The 17,547-nt window shown below is 66.7% G+C and carries 16 protein-coding genes and 2 pseudogenes; 14 read left to right on the top strand and 4 right to left on the bottom strand.

Going from position 1 to position 17,547, the window contains the following annotated elements; all coding sequences use genetic code 11:
* Positions 1-31 precede the first annotated feature (31 nt).
* Entirely contained in the window at positions 32-691 is a 660-nt protein-coding gene (locus H7J73_RS00795; RefSeq protein ID WP_264065300.1) for an Rv1078 family RDD domain-containing protein, read from the top strand.
* Positions 692-725: 34 nt separating this feature from the next.
* The gene (locus H7J73_RS00790; protein ID WP_264065299.1) at positions 726-1,958 is read left to right on the top strand and encodes a cystathionine gamma-synthase; all 1,233 of its coding nucleotides are present in this window, start codon (positions 726-728) and stop codon (positions 1,956-1,958) included.
* On the opposite strand, the gene greA is transcribed toward H7J73_RS00790, so the two are convergent.
* A complete protein-coding gene (gene greA, locus H7J73_RS00785) occupies positions 1,959-2,453 on the bottom strand; it encodes a transcription elongation factor GreA (RefSeq protein ID WP_264065298.1) in 495 nt (164 codons plus the stop codon).
* 252 nt (positions 2,454-2,705) lie between these two features.
* Positions 2,706-3,131, bottom strand: a complete 426-nt coding sequence (locus H7J73_RS00780) for a DUF4307 domain-containing protein (RefSeq protein ID WP_264065297.1) — start codon at positions 3,129-3,131, stop codon at positions 2,706-2,708.
* Positions 3,132-3,253: 122 nt separating this feature from the next.
* On the opposite strand from H7J73_RS00780, the gene mca reads away from it, so the two are divergent.
* The 4 genes and pseudogenes from mca to H7J73_RS00760 all read left to right on the top strand — a co-directional run bounded on the left by mca (position 3,254) and on the right by H7J73_RS00760 (position 6,806).
* Entirely contained in the window at positions 3,254-4,120 is an 867-nt protein-coding gene (mca, locus tag H7J73_RS00775; RefSeq protein ID WP_264065296.1) for a mycothiol conjugate amidase Mca, read from the top strand.
* A gap of 41 nt (positions 4,121-4,161) precedes the next feature.
* Positions 4,162-4,434 (top strand): annotated as a pseudogene (locus tag H7J73_RS00770) (hypothetical protein); the annotation flags it as partial.
* Positions 4,417-6,427, top strand: a pseudogene (locus H7J73_RS00765) (thioredoxin domain-containing protein); the annotation flags it as partial. The pseudogenes H7J73_RS00770 and H7J73_RS00765, both read left to right, overlap by 18 nt.
* A gap of 10 nt (positions 6,428-6,437) precedes the next feature.
* On the top strand, positions 6,438-6,806 hold the full coding sequence (locus H7J73_RS00760) for a nuclear transport factor 2 family protein (protein ID WP_264065294.1): 369 nt from the start codon (positions 6,438-6,440) through the stop codon (positions 6,804-6,806).
* 4 nt (positions 6,807-6,810) lie between these two features.
* Here the strand turns inward: H7J73_RS00760 and trhA are convergent, their stop codons facing one another.
* A complete protein-coding gene (trhA, locus tag H7J73_RS00755) occupies positions 6,811-7,554 on the bottom strand; it encodes a PAQR family membrane homeostasis protein TrhA (RefSeq protein ID WP_264065293.1) in 744 nt (247 codons plus the stop codon).
* Between the two features lie 73 nt (positions 7,555-7,627).
* Between trhA and H7J73_RS00750 the strand changes: the two genes are divergently transcribed.
* The 3 genes from H7J73_RS00750 (at position 7,628) to H7J73_RS00740 (ending at position 10,355) form a co-directional block, all read left to right on the top strand.
* Positions 7,628-8,416 carry a (2Z,6E)-farnesyl diphosphate synthase gene (locus H7J73_RS00750; RefSeq protein WP_264065292.1) on the top strand — a complete coding sequence of 263 codons (789 nt, stop codon included), beginning with the start codon at positions 7,628-7,630 and terminating at the stop codon, positions 8,414-8,416.
* A 33-nt stretch (positions 8,417-8,449) separates the two neighbouring features.
* Positions 8,450-9,835 (top strand): hypothetical protein, encoded by a 1,386-nt coding sequence (locus H7J73_RS00745; protein ID WP_264065291.1) that lies wholly within the window; start codon positions 8,450-8,452, stop codon positions 9,833-9,835.
* Positions 9,836-9,947: 112 nt separating this feature from the next.
* The gene (locus tag H7J73_RS00740) at positions 9,948-10,355 is read left to right on the top strand and encodes a hypothetical protein (RefSeq protein ID WP_276030763.1); all 408 of its coding nucleotides are present in this window, start codon (positions 9,948-9,950) and stop codon (positions 10,353-10,355) included.
* 54 nt (positions 10,356-10,409) lie between these two features.
* On the opposite strand, the gene coaA is transcribed toward H7J73_RS00740, so the two are convergent.
* Positions 10,410-11,348, bottom strand: a complete 939-nt coding sequence (coaA, locus tag H7J73_RS00735; RefSeq protein WP_264065290.1) for a type I pantothenate kinase — start codon at positions 11,346-11,348, stop codon at positions 10,410-10,412.
* Positions 11,349-11,425: 77 nt separating this feature from the next.
* On the opposite strand from coaA, the gene H7J73_RS00730 reads away from it, so the two are divergent.
* The 5 genes from H7J73_RS00730 (at position 11,426) to H7J73_RS00710 (ending at position 17,517) form a co-directional block, all read left to right on the top strand.
* Positions 11,426-12,637 (top strand): DUF885 domain-containing protein, encoded by a 1,212-nt coding sequence (locus H7J73_RS00730; protein ID WP_264065289.1) that lies wholly within the window; start codon positions 11,426-11,428, stop codon positions 12,635-12,637.
* 10 nt (positions 12,638-12,647) lie between these two features.
* Entirely contained in the window at positions 12,648-14,129 is a 1,482-nt protein-coding gene (locus H7J73_RS00725; RefSeq protein WP_264065288.1) for a glycine hydroxymethyltransferase, read from the top strand.
* A 102-nt stretch (positions 14,130-14,231) separates the two neighbouring features.
* Positions 14,232-15,059: an acyl-ACP desaturase gene (locus H7J73_RS00720; RefSeq protein WP_264065287.1), complete on the top strand. Its 828-nt coding sequence runs from the start codon at positions 14,232-14,234 to the stop codon at positions 15,057-15,059.
* 226 nt (positions 15,060-15,285) lie between these two features.
* The gene (phoH2, locus tag H7J73_RS00715; RefSeq protein ID WP_264065346.1) at positions 15,286-16,572 is read left to right on the top strand and encodes an RNA 5'-3' helicase PhoH2; all 1,287 of its coding nucleotides are present in this window, start codon (positions 15,286-15,288) and stop codon (positions 16,570-16,572) included.
* A gap of 63 nt (positions 16,573-16,635) precedes the next feature.
* Positions 16,636-17,517 carry a polysaccharide deacetylase family protein gene (locus H7J73_RS00710; RefSeq protein ID WP_264065286.1) on the top strand — a complete coding sequence of 294 codons (882 nt, stop codon included), beginning with the start codon at positions 16,636-16,638 and terminating at the stop codon, positions 17,515-17,517.
* Positions 17,518-17,547: the final 30 nt, after the last annotated feature.

The raw sequence follows: 17,547 nt of genomic DNA, 5'->3' as shown, positions 1-17,547 counted from the left end.
TCTCTAGAATCCTGCCAACCGAGGAGAAGTCGTGACCGATACACCGCCACCGCCACCGCCGGGAAGTTATCCGCCTCCGCCGCCGGGTGGTTATCCGCCACCGCCATCGGGGAACTATCCGCCGCCCCCGCCGCCCGGTGTCTATCCGCCGCCGTATCAGGGCTACGCGCCGGCTCAGCCGGCCTACGGCGGCTATCTGCCGACGATGCCCAAGTCGGCGTACACGTCGTGGTTCACCCGCGTGATCGCTTCCCTGATCGACTCGGTGCCGGTGGTGATCCTCATCGGGATAGGAATCGGCGTCGCCATCGTCACCGGTGACAACACCTGCGTGACCACGAGTACGGATATCGGCACCAGCGCGTCGTGTACGTCCAATCCGTCTCCCGCCGGGTTGATCGTCGCGGTGATGGCCTACCTGGCTGCCCTCGCCTTCGCGATCTGGAACTTCGGCTACCGCCAGGGGACGACGGGTTCGAGCATCGGCAAGTCGATCATGAAGTTCAAGGTGATCAGCGAGAAGACCGGGCAGCCCATCGGCTTCGGACTGTCGCTCGTTCGCCAGCTGGCGCACATTCTGGACAGCGCGCTGTGCTATCTCGGGTACCTGTTCCCGCTGTGGGATGGCAAGCGGCAGACGTTCGCGGACAAGGTGATGACCACCGTCTGCATTCCGCTCACCGGGCCCTGAAAGTCGCCCGTACGGCACCACTACGCTCATTCGCATGAGTGAGCAGAAGAGTCGCGCCGGCGCCGATGCAGAGCGAGGCACGAGCGATGAGGAGAAGCGGCGCACTGGCCACGCCGACTCACACCGCAGCATGGGGCTTGCGACGAGGGCCATCCACGCCGGCTACCGACCAGACCCGGCAACGGGTGCGGTCAACGCTCCCATCTACGCCAGTTCGACCTTCGCCCAGGACGGCGTCGGCGGGCTGCGCGGCGGATTCGAATACGCCCGTACCGGAAATCCCACCAGGGCGGCGCTTGAGGCGTCGCTGGCCGCGGTCGAGGGGGGCACCTACGGGCGCGCATTCAGTTCGGGCATGGCCGCCACCGACTGCACGCTGCGTGCGGTGCTGCGTCCAGGCGATCACGTCGTCATTCCCGACGATGCCTACGGCGGTACCTTCCGCCTGATCGACAAGGTGTTCACGCAGTGGGGGATCACGCACACACCGGTCGGGCTGTCGGATCTCGACGCCGTCCGAGGGGCACTGACCCCCCAGACCAAGCTGATCTGGGTGGAGACACCGACCAACCCGTTGTTGTCGATCGCCGATATCGCGGGTATCTCGGAGATCGGCGCGCGCCACGGCGCAAAGGTCTTGGTGGACAACACTTTTGCCTCACCTGCTCTGCAGCAGCCGCTGGCGCTCGGGGCCGATATCGTGCTGCACTCGACCACCAAGTACATCGGCGGACACTCCGACGTCGTCGGCGGCGCGCTGGTCACCGACGACGAAGAGCTCGACGCCGCGTTCGCCTTCCTGCAGAACGGCGCGGGTGCGGTGCCGGGGCCTTTCGACGCCTACCTGACGATGCGCGGACTGAAGACGTTGGTGCTGCGCATGGCTCGGCACAGCGAAAACGCTTCTGCGGTAGCGGCTTTCCTGGCCGAGCACCCCGCGGTGTCCACCGTCCTGTATCCAGGTCTGCCGGACCATCCCGGCCACGCCGTCGCTGCGGCGCAGATGAGTGGTTTCGGCGGCATGATCTCGGTGCGGATGAAGGGTGGTATCGCCGCGGCGCGTGAACTGTGCGCCAAGACGGAGATCTTCATCCTCGCCGAGTCGCTTGGCGGGGTGGAGTCACTGATCGAACACCCGGGTGCGATGACTCACGCCTCGACAGCCGGATCCCAGCTTGAAGTGCCCGCCGATCTGGTCCGCTTGTCGGTCGGTATCGAAGACGTCGCGGACCTGATCGGCGATCTGGAGCAGGCGCTGCAGAACTGATCAGGCGTGGTAGGGCTCAGCGCTGATCAGCGTGACCTTGACCGTGTTGCCGTTGGGCACGGTGTAGGTGCGCGTCTCGCCGACCTTGGCGTCGAGCAGTGCGCCGCCCAACGGTGAACTCGGGGAGTAGACCTCGAGCTTGCCGTCGCTGACGCCCTCCTGGCGGGTACCGATCAGGAACGTCTCGGTATCGGACTCGTCGCCGTCGTAGTAGACCTTGACCACCGAGCCGGGCAACGCGACGCCGGACTGCTTGGGCGCCTCGCCGACCTTGGCGTTGTTGAGAAGTTCCTGCAGCTGACGGATGCGCCCTTCCTGCTGGCCCTGCTCTTCGCGGGCGGCGTGGTAACCACCGTTCTCGCGCAGATCGCCCTCTTCGCGGCGGTCGTTGATCTCCGCGGCGATGACGGGCCGGTTCGCGATCAGCTGATCGAGCTCGGCCTTGAGGCGGTCGTGAGCCTCCTGCGTCAGCCAGGTCACCTGGGTATCAGTCATCTCCTCGCGCTCCTCCATGTTGTTGGTCCGCGATGTTCGCGTTGGCAGTCAGTTGTCGTCTGTGCCGGGAGCATGCCGGGGAAGGCCCCCTGTGTATTGCCATCTCAGGGCCGCGGCTATCCGGGCAGCTAAAGAAGCAATACACGGTCCCAGCAAGGACCGTGTATCCACCGATAGTACCACCGGAGCGTCGGCGGATTTTCACAATTCCGCAGTTGGGAGTTTGTTGTGTGTTCCCCTGCGGGGCCCGTCCTAGGGCGCCGTCAGGTACGCCGGGACATCGGTGCCGCAGCCGTAGACATCACCGATGACGGGCGGTCGGCTGGTTTTCACCGCCGCGGTCACCTGCACCGTGGTCTGGTCCGACGGTGGGACCAGCACTTCCCGCCTGCCTGTCTCGCTCCCGTCCTTGGAGCGGGCCCGCATGATGCAGGAAACCGCGCGCGACGGGTCGGCCCGGGTGACGCTGATGGTCACATTCACGGTCTGGTCGTCGACCAGCTGGTACCCGCCGAGTTTGCCCTCCACGTCGGAGGTGCCGAGCCGCTGATAGCCGACGACCGCCACGACGGTGCCTGCCGCGACGGCGAGCACCGTAAGGGCGATGATGAGCCCGCGGCGCGGTAGCTTCTGCCGCCCATAGCGGGCCTCGGGTCGGAGCAGGGAATCTTCGGCCATGGTGTGGGGTTTGTCTCTGGTCAGGGATCGGGTATCGAGTCCCGACCGCGGGGATGGAACTATTAGACCAGGGACTGGTGACTCTCTGGACCAGCCAGTGGACAGTGAAGCGAAGGCGGACGGTGACCGAACTGCGGTTGATGGCGGTGCATGCCCACCCGGACGACGAATCCAGCAAGGGTGCGGCAACGATGGCCAAATATGCCGCGGAGGGCCATCAAGTGCTGGTGGTGTCGCTCACCGGCGGCGAACGCGGCGACATTCTCAACCCGGCGATGGACCTGCCCGACGTACACGGGCGCATCGCCGAGATCCGGCGCGACGAGATGGCGCGGGCAGCCGAGATCCTCGGCGTCCAGCACACCTGGCTGGGCTTCGTGGACTCCGGCCTGCCCGAGGGTGACCCACTGCCGCCGCTGCCCGAAGGCTGTTTTGCGCTGGTCCCGTTGGAGGAATCCACCGAGCGGCTGGTGCGGGAGATCCGGAGGTTCCGGCCGCACGTGATGACCACCTACGACGAGAACGGCGGCTATCCGCATCCCGATCACATTCGCTGCCACCAGGTTTCGGTGGCCGCGTACGAGGCGGCCGGCGATTACCGTCTTTTCCCCGATGCCGGAGCGCCGTGGTCGGTCTCCAAGCTGTACTACAACCACGGGTTCCTGCGGAAACGCATGCAGTCTTTCCAAGACGAATTCGCCAAGAACGGTCAGACCGGCCCGTACGAGAAGTGGCTCAAGGATTGGGATCCCGAGCTCGACGTCGTGGCGTCGCGGATCACGACCAGCATCGAGTGTTCCGACTACTTCCAGCAGCGCGACGATGCCCTGATGGCGCATGCCACCCAGATCGACCCGACCAGTTTCTTCTTCAGCACGCCGATGGAATGGCAGAAGCGGTTGTGGCCGACCGAGGAGTATGAGTTGGCGCGGTCGCGGGTTCCTATCTCGCTGCCGGAGACCGACCTCTTCGTCGGGATCGAACGGTGATCGGCGCGTCGTCCGCCCCATGGGCGGTGGCCGTGCGCATCATGGCCGATGACACCCCGAAGAACACCGGGCCCGATTTCGGTAAGGCCAGCCCGTTTGGACTGGTCATCGTCATCTTGCTGTTCATCGGGACCGTCTTTCTCGTCTGGTCGATGAACAAGCAGCTCAAGAAGCTGCCGGAGTCCTTCGACCCTGATCACCCCGAGCCCGACCAAGCCGTCGACGACGGCACCATGGACGGCGCCGTCGATGGGACTGCACACGTCGATCCGTCGGAAACCTCCTCCGAGTCCGGCGGCGGGCCCCGCGAGCCGAGTGGCTAACCAGCTCGGGGAGGCCACCAGCCCCTACCTGCGCCAGCACGCCGACAACCCGGTGCACTGGGTGCAGTGGTCGGCCGAGGCGCTCGCCGAGGCTGCGCGCCGCGACGTGCCCATCCTGTTGTCGATCGGGTACGCGGCGTGTCACTGGTGTCACGTGATGGCGCACGAATCGTTCGAATCCGCGGAAGTGGCAGCGATTACCAACTCCAATTTCGTCTGTATCAAGGTCGACCGCGAGGAGCGGCCCGATCTCGACGCCGTCTACATGAACGCCACCGTCGCGATGACCGGGCAGGGCGGGTGGCCGATGACGTGCTTCCTCACTCCCGATGGCCGGCCATTCTTCTGCGGTACCTACTACCCGAAAAACAGCTTCCTCGAATTGCTTTCAGCGGTCACAGACACCTGGCGGGACCGTCGTGACGAGGTCGAGAAGGCCTCTGGCGAGATCGCCGGCGAGCTGCGCGCAATGGCATCCGGACTCCCGGGCGGGGGCCCGCCGGTATCGGCCGAACTCTGTGACCACGCCGCCGCGTCGGCGTTGGCCGACCAGGACACCGCGGCGGGCGGGTTCGGCCGGCCCCCGAAATTCCCGCCCTCGGCGCTGTTGGAAGCGCTGTTGCGCGACTATGAGCGCACCGGTTCGGCTGAGGTGCGCGCCGCCGTGGATCGCACGTGCACGGCAATGGCCCGCGGCGGGATTCACGATCAACTCGCCGGCGGCTTCGCCCGCTATAGCGTCGACAACACCTGGGTGGTACCGCATTTCGAGAAGATGCTGTACGACAACGCGTTGCTGTTACGGGTGTATGCGCATTGGGCCCGCTGCGGCGGTGGCGAGTTGGCGGCCCGGGTCGCCGGACAGACCGCCGACTTCCTGCTGCGCGATCTGGCCGACGGCGACATGTTCACCTCGTCGCTGGACGCTGATGCCGACGGTCGGGAAGGGTCGACCTACGTGTGGACGCCGCAGCAGCTGCGTGCGGCGCTGGGTGACGACGACGGTGATTGGGCCGCAAAGGTTTTCACCGTGACCGCGGCGGGCACCTTCGAAGACGGCGAATCCGTGCTGCAGCTGCGAAACGATCCGAGCGACACCGCCCGGTTGGCGCGAGTGTCCGCCACGCTGTTGGCTGCGCGAAGCGAGCGGGTGCAGCCGGGCCGCGACGACAAGGTCGTCACCGCCTGGAATGGTCTGGCCATCACCGCCCTGTGCGAGGCCGCCGTCGCGCTGGGCCGGGCCGACCTGGTGGCCGCCGCGCGACGCTGCGCGACCGCGCTGCTGCAGCTGCACCTCGTCGACGGACGACTGCGACGCGCCAGCCTCGGCGGACGGGTCGGCGACAGTGCGGCAATCCTGGAAGACCACGCGACGCTGGCGACCGGGTTGTTGACGCTCTATCAGCTCACTGCCGACAACGGCTTGCTCGACGCTGCGGTCGGACTGCTCGACACCGCGCTGGCTCATTTCGCCCACCCCGATCGGCCCGGGCAGTGGTTCGACAGCGCCGACGACGCCGAACAGCTGATGATCCGCCCGGCGGACCCGCTCGACGGCGCGACGCCGTCGGGCGCGTCATCGATCGCCGAAGCGCTGTTGACCGCGGCCCACCTGGTCGGACCGGAGCGCGCCGGGCGATACGGCGAGGCCGCGGCCGACACCGTGCTGGCACATTCGCCTCTCCTGGCGCGGGCGGCCCGCTCCGCCGGGCATTGGCTTGCCGTCGCCGAGGCGGCGGTGCGCGGGCCACTTCAGATCGCCGTGGCCTGCGACCCGGCCGCCTCGCCGCTACTGGCCGCCGCCCGCAGGCTGGCGCCTGGCGGCGCGATCGTCGTCGGGGGAGCCGTCGACTCGTCTGAACTCCTGACCGGGCGTGACCGGGTGCGCGGCGCCGATGCGGCGTATGTCTGCCACGGCCGGGTGTGCGACTTGCCCGTCACCGGCGTGCCGGAACTCGCTGCCGCCCTGGGTGTCCCCGTGTAGCGTGCCGCACATGACTGTCGACCCAGGCGAAATCGTCAAGCGCTACCTGGACACTGTGGCTTCCGGAAACGTGGACGATGTTGCCGCGCTCTACGCCGAGGACGCCACGCTGGAGGATCCCGTCGGCGGCGGCGAGGTGCACATCGGCAGGACTGCGATCGCCGGCTTCTACCAGGCGATATTGGGTGCGCAGATCTCGACCGAGCTGTTACAGCTGCGCACCGGCGGTCACGAAGCCGCTTTCCTCTTCGCCATCACCATCAACGCGGGCGAGACCAAGATGCGGGTCGAACCCATCGAGACGATGGTGTTCGATTCGGAAGGCAAGATCACGTCGATGAAGGCCTACTGGTCACCCGCCGACATGACGATGCTCTAGCGAGTCAGAAGACCGCGAACCACATCGCGATGTAGTGGCAGGTGGCGGCGACCGCCGTGCACGCGTGGAAGAACTCGTGGTGACCGAACGTCCGCGGCCACGGGTTGGGCCACTTCAGCGCGTAGAAGATGCCGCCGACGCTGTACAGCGCGCCACCGACGGCGAGCAGGACCATCGCGGCGACGCCGGCGCCCTCGGTGATCGGCACCGCGAATCCCACCGCTAGCCAGCCCAACAGCAGATACAGCGGGACGCCCACCCAGCGAGGCGCCGACGGCCAGAACATCTTGAGCGTCACCCCGGCGGCGGCCCCGCCCCAGACCATCCAGAACAGCAGCCAGCCGCTGTGCTGCGGTAACGCCAGCAGTGCGAACGGCGTGTAACTGCCCGCTATGAACACGAAGATCATCGAGTGATCGAGGCGCTTCATCCACTTGCGGGCGTCCGGCGACTTCCAGGTCACCCGGTGATAGACGGCGCTGACGGTGAACATGGCGACGATGGTCGCGGTGTAGAGCAGCGTCGCCAGGCCGGCCCGGGTGGAGTCGACAGCCCAGGACACCGACACCAGCGCGGCGCCGGCGATGGCGGCCACTCCGGCCGAATAGACGTGGATCCAGCCCCGTAACCGCGGTCGGCCGAAGAACTCTGCGACCCCGTCGGCGACGGCGTCGGGAAAGTCCTCGGCCTCCCCGAGATGTGGTGAGGTCGTCTCGCGGGAGTCGTCTGTATCAAGTGGCGAAGACATAGCACCTCCATTGCCCAGATCGGCAGTGCCGGTTTGTCCGAGCATTCCGAATGCCACAGTAGTCTTGATTTTCGTGGAGCTCATTCCCCCGCGGTTGAAGGATCCGGTGTACCGGATCTACGAAATGCGGTTACGCCAGGAGCTCCTGCAATCCAAGTCACAACTACCCCGTCATATCGCTGTTTTATGTGACGGAAATCGCCGTTGGGCCCGCGATGCCGGGTACGACGACGTGAGTTACGGCTATCTGATGGGTGCGGCGAAGATCGCCGAAATGCTGCGCTGGTGCCAAGAAGCCGGCATCGAGATGACCACCGTCTACCTGTTGTCCACCGAGAATTTGCAACGCGATCCCGACGAGCTCGCCGCACTGATCGAGATCATCACCAACGTCGTCGAAGAGATCTGCGCGCCGGCCAACCACTGGAGCGTGCGGACCGTCGGCGACCTGGAACTGCTCGGCGAAGAACCGGCGCGGCGCCTGCGCGAAGCCGTCGAGAACACCGTCCCCAACGGCGGCTTCCACGTCAACGTCGCCGTCGGTTACGGCGGCCGGCAGGAGATCGTCGACGCCGTGCGGGCGCTGCTGTCCAAGGAAATGGCCAACGGCGCGACGCCCGACCAACTGGTGGAAGCCGTCACCGTCGACGCCATCTCCGAAAATCTGTACACCTCGGGCCAGCCCGACCCCGATCTGGTCATCCGGACCTCCGGTGAGCAGCGGCTGTCCGGGTTTCTGCTGTGGCAGAGCGCCTATTCGGAGATGTGGTTCACCGAGGCACACTGGCCCGCCTTCCGGCGCGTCGACTTCCTGCGTGCGCTGCGTGATTACACCCAGCGACACCGTCGCTTCGGCGCCTAGCTGCCCGGCACAGCCTTCTGCCACACTGAGACCATGGCTGCGCTCTCAGCTGTGGTGTTCGCTCTGAGCTGGTGGCTGGGCCTCTATCTGCTGGCCCGCGATCCGCGTAAACCGGTGCTCGCGCTGGCCGCCTTGGGCCTCGGCAGTTTTGCCCTCGTCGTCGTGCTGGACGCGGTGCGGCTGACCGCGACGGCACACGCCGAACTACTCGGCACGATCGAGATCTATCTGGTGGCCGTCCCCGGAGTGGCCTGGTTCGCGGTGCTGCTCGAACTGGCCCGCCCCTGCGATCACTGGCGTAGCCGCGTCGGCGAGGTGATGGTCGTCGCGGCGGTGGCGGTGCTGGCCGGTGTCGGGGCGACGATGGCTGGTGGCGTGGACGGGCCGTTGCGGGCCGGGCACTGGGTGCTGTTCGCGGTCATCTCACTCTCCGCGCTCGGGGCGATGATCTGGGCCGTGGCCCGTCCACAGCTGCGTCCCGGCCGGCCCGGCCCGGTGACCGGTGTGGTGATCGTCGCGACCCTGTTCTTCGCGCTCGGCAACGCGATCCTGGTCATTCCGCTGGGCCTGGTGCCCAGCTGGTTGGCGCTGGCCTCGACGGGTGTCGACGTGCTGCTGCTCGGTGTCGCGGTCGCGCTCTCCGACGCCTTCGACGAGGGTCAGGCGCTGCGTGCCGACATGCTGCGGTCATTCGTGGGCACCGCGCTGGTAGCCGTGTTGTTCGCCGGGCAGGCGCTGATCGGTTTGACCTTCATCCCTGCTGGTGAGGGCCGGACGGTGGTCACCGTGCTGGTGTTCACCAGCCTGGCCGTCGCCATCTCGATCAACGTCCTGGCCGATCCGCTGGCCGGTGTCCTGGACCGGTTGGCGTTCTCCCGATCGCCGGTACTGCGCGCCGATCGGGCCGCGCTGCGCAGCACCGAGGCCGCGCTGCCGCTACGGTCCGGCGATCCGCTCGAGGACATCGACGACGACGCCTTCGTCCGGCTGACCCGCCGCGCCCTCGGCCATTACGGCGATTTGTCGAAGCTCGTCGCGAGTCCGTTGACCGCGCTGCCCGAGATCGATGAACGGCTGGCGGCCCGCGGGGTGCCCGATCAGCCCATCGAGCGGGCCAACGAACTGAAGGCGCTGCTGGCCGATCGGATCGCCCGGCTCAAACCGCGCGATGGCGGCAGCTTCGGCACCACCGAGGAATGGCGGCACTACAACGCGCTCTACTTCCCCTATGTCGTCGGCGTGCGCGCCTACGCGCAGAACGCGACGGCCGCCGGGCTGGATCCGACGGCCCGCCAGGCCTGGCAGTGGTTCGTCACCGAGGTACCGCAACGTTCGCTGCACAACTGGCAGAACGCGGCGGCCAGGTTGATCGCCGCGGATCTGCGCGGCGGCCGGATGGTGGCCGAGCAGGCGCGCTGACCTGCGGTTGGCAGTAGGTGGCAGCGACTGGTGTCGATCTGGCAGTGGCTTCTGAGCAGGGTCGGAGTTGTCCACCTGGACACTCACCACGCCGATCGCCACAGGAGCCGATATGACCGCCACCAGCACCCGCCCGCTATCTGATTCCACCGATTCGCTGCTGCGCTTCGCGATGCGGCTCGACGCCACGCTGACCGGCCTCGGAGGCCTGGTCATCGCCGCTGCCGCCGGCCCGGTGTCGTCGGTCACCGGCCTCACGTCCATGCACGCATATGTGCTCGGTGCGGCGTTCGTGCTCTACGGCGCCGTCGTCTACCTGCTGGCCGCCCGGCCGGCGTTGCGCACTGTCGGTATCGGCGTGATCGTCGCCAACATCGTGTGCACGCTGGCTTCCGTTGCTGTCGTCATCGCCGGTGTCTTCCCGCTGACCGCGACAGGGGTGGCGGTGATGCTGGGCTGCGCCGCTTACACCGCGGTGTTCGCGGAACTGCAGTACCTCGGAGTCCGGCGGCTCGCGTAACGATGATTTGGGCGTGTTCGCGACCGCTGAGCGGTTGCGGACACGCCCAAATCGCTAGAGCTTGCGCAGCCGCAGTCGGTTGATCGAATGGTCGGCGTCCTTGCGTAACACCATGGTGGCCCGCGGTCGCGTCGGCAGGATGTTCTCGATCAGGTTCGGCAAGTTGATCGACTGCCAGATATCGCGGGCGGCGAAGACGGCCTGCTCATCGGTCAGCGTCGAATAGTGGTGGAAGTGCGAGGCCGGATCGGCGAACGCACCGGCCCGCATCGACAGGAACCTCGAGATGTACCAGCCCTCGATGTCCTCGATCCGGGCGTCGACGTACACCGAGAAATCGAACAGGTCCGAGACCATCAGCGTCGGACCGGTCTGCAGCACGTTGAGACCCTCGAGGATGAGGATGTCGGGGTGGCGGACCGGATGCTTCTCGCCGGGAATGATGTCGTACTGCAGATGCGAGTACACCGGTGCACACACCTGGTCGGCGCCGGATTTGACCGTCGTGACGAACCGCATCAGCGAGCGACGATCGTAGCTCTCCGGAAAACCCTTGCGGTGCATGATGTTTCGTCGCGTCAGCTCGGCGTTGGGATACAGGAAGCCGTCGGTGGTGACCAGGTCGACCCGGGGATGGTGTTCCCACCGGGCCAGCAGGGCCTGCAGCACACGCGCGGTGGTCGACTTACCGACTGCAACGCTGCCCGCGACCCCGATGATGAATGGCACCGGCCGGTCGGGATTCTGGTGCGTTTCGCCGAGGAATTCCGCGGTGGCGGAGAAGAGTCGTTGTCGCGCTGCGACCTGCAGGTGGATCAACCGGGCCAGTGGCAGGTAGACCTCCTCGACTTCGAGCAGGTCGATCTGTTCACCCAGACCGCGCAGTCCGACAAGTTCGCTCTCGGACAGCTTCAGCGGCGTCGACATACGCAGGCTCCGCCATTGCGTCCGGTCGAACTCCACATAGGGGCTCGGCTCGCTCAGCCGCGACATCTGCCCAGTGTTGCAGTACTCGCAGGCGAGGCGACGGCTGGGGCGCGAGTGGCGGGTGGCCGCTACCGTTAACAGGCATGGAGCCCGCCACCCTGATCCGCGAGTATCTGCTGCTCGGCCTGCGCTTCGATCGCATCGAGGACGGTTATGTCGACTCCTTCACCGGGGATCCCGCGTTGCGGCGGGCCGTGGCCGACGAGCCGACCCCCGACCCCGCCGAGCTGACCCGGCAGGCCACCCGGTTGCTCGATGCGCTGCCGCAGGTGCCCAGGGGGGACGAGTTCACCGCCGCGCGTGCCGATTACATCGGCGCCCATCTGCGGGCCCTGGCCTGTGCGGGCCGCAAATTCGCCGGTGAGGACGTCGGCTTCGTCGACGAAGTGCGGGACTACTTCGACGTCACCATCGCCAAGGGTGATCCGGAGAAGTACCGCGAAGCCCACCGCAAACTCGACCAGGCGCTCGGCGGTACCGGTGCGCTGGCCGAGCGGGTCCAGGCGCACCGCACCGCCGAGGAGATCGCGCCGGAGCGCCTCGGCGAGGCCATCGACGCGTTCTCCAGCGCGCTGCGCGACCGGGTGCGGGCCGAATACCCGCTCCCGGACCGCGAGACGATCAAATACGAGATCGTCACCGACAAACCGTGGTCGGGGTTCAACTACTACGAAGGCGACTACACCTCGACGGTCGCGGTCAACGCCGACCTCAAACAGCAGATGTCCAACCTGCCGCGGCTGGTCGCGCACGAGTCCTACCCCGGCCACCACACCGAGCACTGCCGCAAAGAATTTGGGTTGGTGGCCGGACAAAATCAGCTCGAGCAGACCATCTTCCTGGTCAACACCCCGCAGTGCCTGATGGCGGAGGGACTGGCCGACCTGGCCCTGTACGCGGCCATCGGCCCGGACTGGGGCGCCTGGGCGACCGAGATCTACGCCGACCTCGGCCTGCGGTTCGACGGCGAACGCGCCGAGGCGGTCTCGGCGGCGACGGCCGCGTTGGCCGACGTCCGCCAGGATGCCGCGCTGATGCTGCACGACGAACACCGCGACGTCGATGACGTGGTGGCCTTCCTGCAGCGCTGGCTGCTGGTCGACGACGGCCGGGCCCGGCAGATGTTGCGGTTCCTGTCGTCCCCGCTGTGGCGGGCCTACACCAGCACCTACGTCGAGGGATATCGCCTGTTACGCGGATGGATCGATACCCGCCCCGCCGAGGTGAGCCTGACGCAGCGCTTCGGCCGGTTGTTGGACGAACCGCTGATCCCGTCGGCACTGCGGACCGTTTAGGCTGGTAGCTATGGCTTTGGAAACCGACACCGCCTCCTTGACTACGTCCGCGCCCGGCGCCGAGTACGCCGCCACCGCGAGCACCGCCTACCGGGCCGCGCTGGAGGTGATCGAGTCCGTCGAACCCCGGATCGCCGCTGCGACCCGTAAAGAACTTGCCGATCAACGGGATTCACTCAAACTCATCGCCAGCGAGAACTACGCGTCGCCCGCGGTGCTGCTGACCATGGGGACCTGGCTGTCCGACAAGTACGCCGAAGGCACCATCGGGCATCGGTTCTACGCGGCCTGCCAGAACGTCGACACCGTCGAGAGCGTGGCCACCGAGCACGCCCGTGAGCTGTTCGGCTCGCCGTACGCCTACGCTCAGCCGCACTCCGGGATCGACGCCAACCTGGTCGCCTTCTGGGCGATTCTGGCCACCCGGATCGAGGCGCCGGGGCTAGCCGAGCTCGGTGCCAAACACGTCAACGACCTGTCCGAAGCGGACTGGGAGTCGCTGCGCCACAAGCTCGGCAACCAGCGTCTGCTCGGAATGTCCCTGGATACCGGGGGCCACCTGACGCACGGATTCCGGCCCAACATCTCCGGCAAGATGTTCCACCAGCGCAGCTACGGCACCGACGCGGAGACCGGCCTGATCGACTACTCGGCCGTCGCTGCCGCCGCCCGCGAGTTCAAGCCGCTGATCCTGGTCGCCGGCTACTCGGCCTACCCGCGCCGGGTGAACTTCGCGAAGATGCGCGAGATCGCCGACGAGGTCGGTGCCACCCTGATGGTCGACATGGCCCACTTCGCCGGACTGGTGGCGGGCAAGGTGTTCACCGGCGACGAAGACCCGGTACCGCACGCCCACGTCACCACCACCACCACGCACAAGTCGCTGCGTGGACCCCGCGGCGGGCTGGTGCTGGCCACCAAGGAGTACTCCGACGCGGTCGACAAGGGCTGCCCGATGGTGCTCGGCGGTCCGCTATCGCACGTGATGGCCGCCAAAGCCGTCGCGCTCGCCGAGGCCCGGCAGCCGTCGTTCCAGGCCTACGCCCAGCAGGTGGCCGACAACGCGAAATCGTTGGCCGAGGGCTTCCTCAAGCGGGGCGCGCGTCTGGTCACCGGTGGCACGGACAACCACATCGTGCTGCTGGACGTCACATCGTTCGGCCTGACCGGCAGGCAGGCGGAATCGGCGCTGCTCGACGCGGGCGTCGTCACCAACCGCAACTCGATCCCGAACGATCCCAACGGCGCTTGGTACTCCAGCGGAATCCGCTTCGGCACGCCCGCGCTGACCACCAGGGGGTTCGGCGCCGACGAATTCGACAAGACCGCGGAACTGGTGGTCGACGTGCTCACCAACACCACACCGACCCAAGCGTCGAACGGCCCCTCCAAAGCCAAGTACACGATCACCGACGGCATCGCCGAGCGGGTGCACGCAGAAGCCTCGGAGATGCTCGCCGCCAACCCGCTGTATCCGGGGCTGACGCTCTAACCGGCGCGCAGGGTCCACCGCGAAAAGGACGAAAGTCACCGATTCCGTGACACAGCCACACCCGATTTCAAAGAACATGTGTCTTCGGGTTACATTTAGTTCATGGCTGAGACTCCAGTTGCTAATCGGCTGACGCTCGACCTCGAGCCGATTGTCGCCGAGAATTACCAGCGTCACCTCGATACGGCTGACGAATGGTTCGCTCATGACTACGTGCCCTTTGACCAGGGGCGCAACTTCGCGTTCCTCGGTGGCGAGGACTGGAATCCGTCCGAGGTGACGCTGCCGGCGCCCGTCGTCGACGCGCTGGAGATCCTGCTGATCGTCAAGGACAACCTGGCTGCCTACCACCGCGAGCTCGTCGAACACTTCATCCTGGACTGGAAGTGGGGCCGGTGGATCGGCCGGTGGACCGCCGAGGAGCACATCCACGCGGTCGTCGTGCGCAACTACCTTGTGGTGACGCGCAACTTCGATCCCAGCGCCAACGAAGACGTCCGCGTCGAGCACGTCATGAAGGGCTACCGGGCCGACCAGCTGACCCAGATCGAGACGCTGGTGTTCATGGCATTCTTCGAGCGCGCGCACGCGGTGTTCTGCCGGCGCCTGGCCGAGCAGATCGAGGACCCGACTCTGCGGTCGCTGGTCGAGCGGATCGCCCTCGACGAGGAGCGCCACGAACTGTTCTTCACCAATCTCGTGCGGTTCTGCCTGGAACTCGACGAGGAGGAGACGTTGCGCGCGGTGGCCACCCAGGCTGCCGCGGCGCAGATTCCCGGCGCCGATATCGTCGCTTACGCCGACAAGCGTGCCGCGGTGGCCGAGGCCGGCATTTTCGGCCCTGACCAGCTGCGACAGGTCGTCGCCGACGGGATCGCAGCCCTGGGTCTGAGCGAGCGCGCGGAACTGGCTGAGTTCGTCAGTATCTAGGCGGCGCGCCTGTCCGGCGAGAATGCCGGAACGCGACTATCTTCAAAATCGATGGCAAGCGACATGCTCAGCTATCCGGGCGGCATCCGACGTAGCGATACGAAAAGGGCCGGCCCCGGTCCTGGTGCCGCAGCGCCCGCCGACATGACTCCGCGGGGCCGCTGGGGTCGAGGAGCGCCACGTGACTGATTCGCCGTCGGTTTCCCCGGACACTCGCCAGACCTATGTGCTCGACACATCGGTGCTGCTGTCCGATCCGTGGGCCTGCAACCGCTTCGCCGAGCACGAAGTTGTTGTCCCACTTGTGGTTATCAGTGAGCTCGAAGCCAAACGACACCACCATGAACTCGGGTGGTTCGCGCGTCAGGCGCTCCGCATGTTCGATGATCTACGATTGGAACACGGCCGACTAGATCAACCCATTCCCATTGGTACCCAAGGCGGTACGCTCCAGATCGAGCTCAACCACAGTGACCCGACGGTGCTGCCGTTGGGTTTCCGCGGTGACAGCAACGACTCCCGGATCCTGACCTGCGCGGCCAATCTCGCCGCCGAGGGTAAGCGGGTCACGTTGGTAAGCAAGGATATTCCGCTCCGCGTCAAGGCCGGCGCGGTCGGTCTGCCTGCCGACGAATACCACGCACAGGACGTCGTCACCTCCGGCTGGACCGGTATGACAGAGATCGACGTAGCGGGTGACGAGATCGACACTCTGTTCGCCGACGGTGAGGTCGACCTGGCCTCGGCCCGGGATCTGCCCTGTCACACCGGAATTCGGCTCCTCGGTGGCAGCTCTCATGCGCTGGGCCGGGTGAATGCCGAGAAGCGGGTGCAGCTGGTCCGTGGTGATCGCGAAGTGTTCGGCCTCCGGGGAAGGTCGGCCGAACAACGCGTTGCACTGGATCTGCTCCTCGACGAATCGGTGGGCATCGTCTCACTCGGCGGTAAGGCGGGCACCGGAAAGTCGGCGCTGGCGTTGTGCGCCGGGCTGGAGGCAGTGCTGGAGCGTCGTACCCAGCGCAAGGTCGTCGTCTTCCGCCCCCTGTACGCCGTGGGCGGCCAGGAACTCGGCTATCTGCCCGGCAGCGAGGCCGACAAGATGGGCCCGTGGGCCCAAGCGGTGTTCGACACCCTGGAAGGGCTGGCCAGCCCCGCGGTGCTCGAAGAGGTGCTCTCGCGCGGCATGCTCGAAGTCCTGCCGCTGACCCACATCCGAGGCCGCTCGCTGCACGACTCGTTCGTCATCGTCGACGAGGCCCAGTCGCTGGAGCGCAACGTGCTGCTGACCGTGCTGTCACGTCTGGGTGCGGGCTCCCGGGTGGTGCTCACCCACGACGTCGCCCAACGCGACAACCTGCGGGTCGGGCGCCACGACGGTGTCGCGGCCGTCATCGAGAAGCTCAAGGGGCATCCGCTGTTCGCCCACATCACCCTGTTGCGCTCCGAGCGGTCGCCGATCGCGGCGTTGGTCACCGAGATGCTCGAGGAGTTCAGCCCGGGCGCGCTGCCGTGATCTGAGTGGCTTGGCGGTCGCGGCTCGAAGGCGACCGCCAGGCTCGCTCGGTAGGCTGCGATCGTGCGTAGACGTCCCGATAGTCCGTCCTGGGCGTACTGGCGGACCGCGATCGGCGTCTGCGCAGGTGTCGCCGTCGTCGTGATCGGCGGATTCACCGGCCACGTCAGGGTCGCCAAGGCCGACGAGGTGGACTGTTCGTTGGTGAAGTGCATCGCCCTGACCTTCGACGACGGGCCCAGCCCGTACACCGACCGACTGCTGCAGATCCTCAAGGACAACGACGCCAAGGCGACGTTCTTCGAGATCGGGAACAAGGTGGCCGCCAACCCGGCCGGTGCCAAGCGTGTCGTCGACGCGGGGATGGAACTGGGCAGCCACACCTGGGAACACCCCAACATGACGACGATTCCGCCCGAGGACATCCCCGCGCAGTTCAGCAAGGCCAGCGACGCGATCGAGGCGGCGACGGGCCAGCGTCCGGTCCTGGTCCGCACCGCCGGCGGCCTGATCAACGATCAGGTACTGGCCGAGGCGAAGAAACAGGGCCTGGCCGATATCAACTGGGACGTCATCCCCTTCGACTGGGCCAATGACGCCAACACCGCCGCGACCCGCTACATGCTGATGTCTCAGATCAAGCCGAATTCGGTGGTGTTGTTCCACGACGCCTACTCATCGACTGTCGACCTGATCTATCAGTTCCTGCCGGTGCTGAAGGCCAACGGCTACCACATGGTGACGGTCAGCCAGATGCTCGGGCCGCGGGCACCGGGCAGTACCTACGGCAGCCGCGACAACGGTCCACCCGTCAACGGCCTGATGGACATTCCGGCCGCCGAGATTCCGACACTGCCGGCCACCCCGTCGCCGGCGCCGATGCCGAACTTGCCGATCACCGACATCCCCGGCCAGAACTCCGGCGGCCCGAACAACGGGGCCTGAGCGCGGGCCGGTGGGCGCAGAGCGGACGCG

The sequence above is a fragment of the Mycolicibacterium komossense genome, from assembly GCF_025822605.1.
In the GTDB taxonomy this organism is placed as follows: domain Bacteria; phylum Actinomycetota; class Actinomycetes; order Mycobacteriales; family Mycobacteriaceae; genus Mycobacterium; species Mycobacterium komossense.
This window is presented reverse-complemented; position numbering and strand designations above follow the sequence as displayed.

What these genes read in the sequence shown, in the direction of transcription:
- H7J73_RS00790 (WP_264065299.1), top strand. Translation starts at nt 726, where the DNA reads ATGAGTGAGCAGAAGAGTCGCGCCGGCGCCGATGCAGAGCGAGGCACG.
- greA (WP_264065298.1), bottom strand. Translation starts at nt 2,453, where the DNA reads ATGACTGATACCCAGGTGACCTGGCTGACGCAGGAGGCTCACGACCGC.
- H7J73_RS00780 (WP_264065297.1), bottom strand. Translation starts at nt 3,131, where the DNA reads ATGGCCGAAGATTCCCTGCTCCGACCCGAGGCCCGCTATGGGCGGCAG.
- H7J73_RS00760 (WP_264065294.1), top strand. Translation starts at nt 6,438, where the DNA reads ATGACTGTCGACCCAGGCGAAATCGTCAAGCGCTACCTGGACACTGTG.
- trhA (WP_264065293.1), bottom strand. Translation starts at nt 7,554, where the DNA reads ATGTCTTCGCCACTTGATACAGACGACTCCCGCGAGACGACCTCACCA.
- H7J73_RS00745 (WP_264065291.1), top strand. Translation starts at nt 8,450, where the DNA reads ATGGCTGCGCTCTCAGCTGTGGTGTTCGCTCTGAGCTGGTGGCTGGGC.
- H7J73_RS00740 (WP_276030763.1), top strand. Translation starts at nt 9,948, where the DNA reads ATGACCGCCACCAGCACCCGCCCGCTATCTGATTCCACCGATTCGCTG.
- coaA (WP_264065290.1), bottom strand. Translation starts at nt 11,348, where the DNA reads ATGTCGCGGCTGAGCGAGCCGAGCCCCTATGTGGAGTTCGACCGGACG.
- H7J73_RS00730 (WP_264065289.1), top strand. Translation starts at nt 11,426, where the DNA reads ATGGAGCCCGCCACCCTGATCCGCGAGTATCTGCTGCTCGGCCTGCGC.
- H7J73_RS00725 (WP_264065288.1), top strand. Translation starts at nt 12,648, where the DNA reads ATGGCTTTGGAAACCGACACCGCCTCCTTGACTACGTCCGCGCCCGGC.
- H7J73_RS00720 (WP_264065287.1), top strand. Translation starts at nt 14,232, where the DNA reads ATGGCTGAGACTCCAGTTGCTAATCGGCTGACGCTCGACCTCGAGCCG.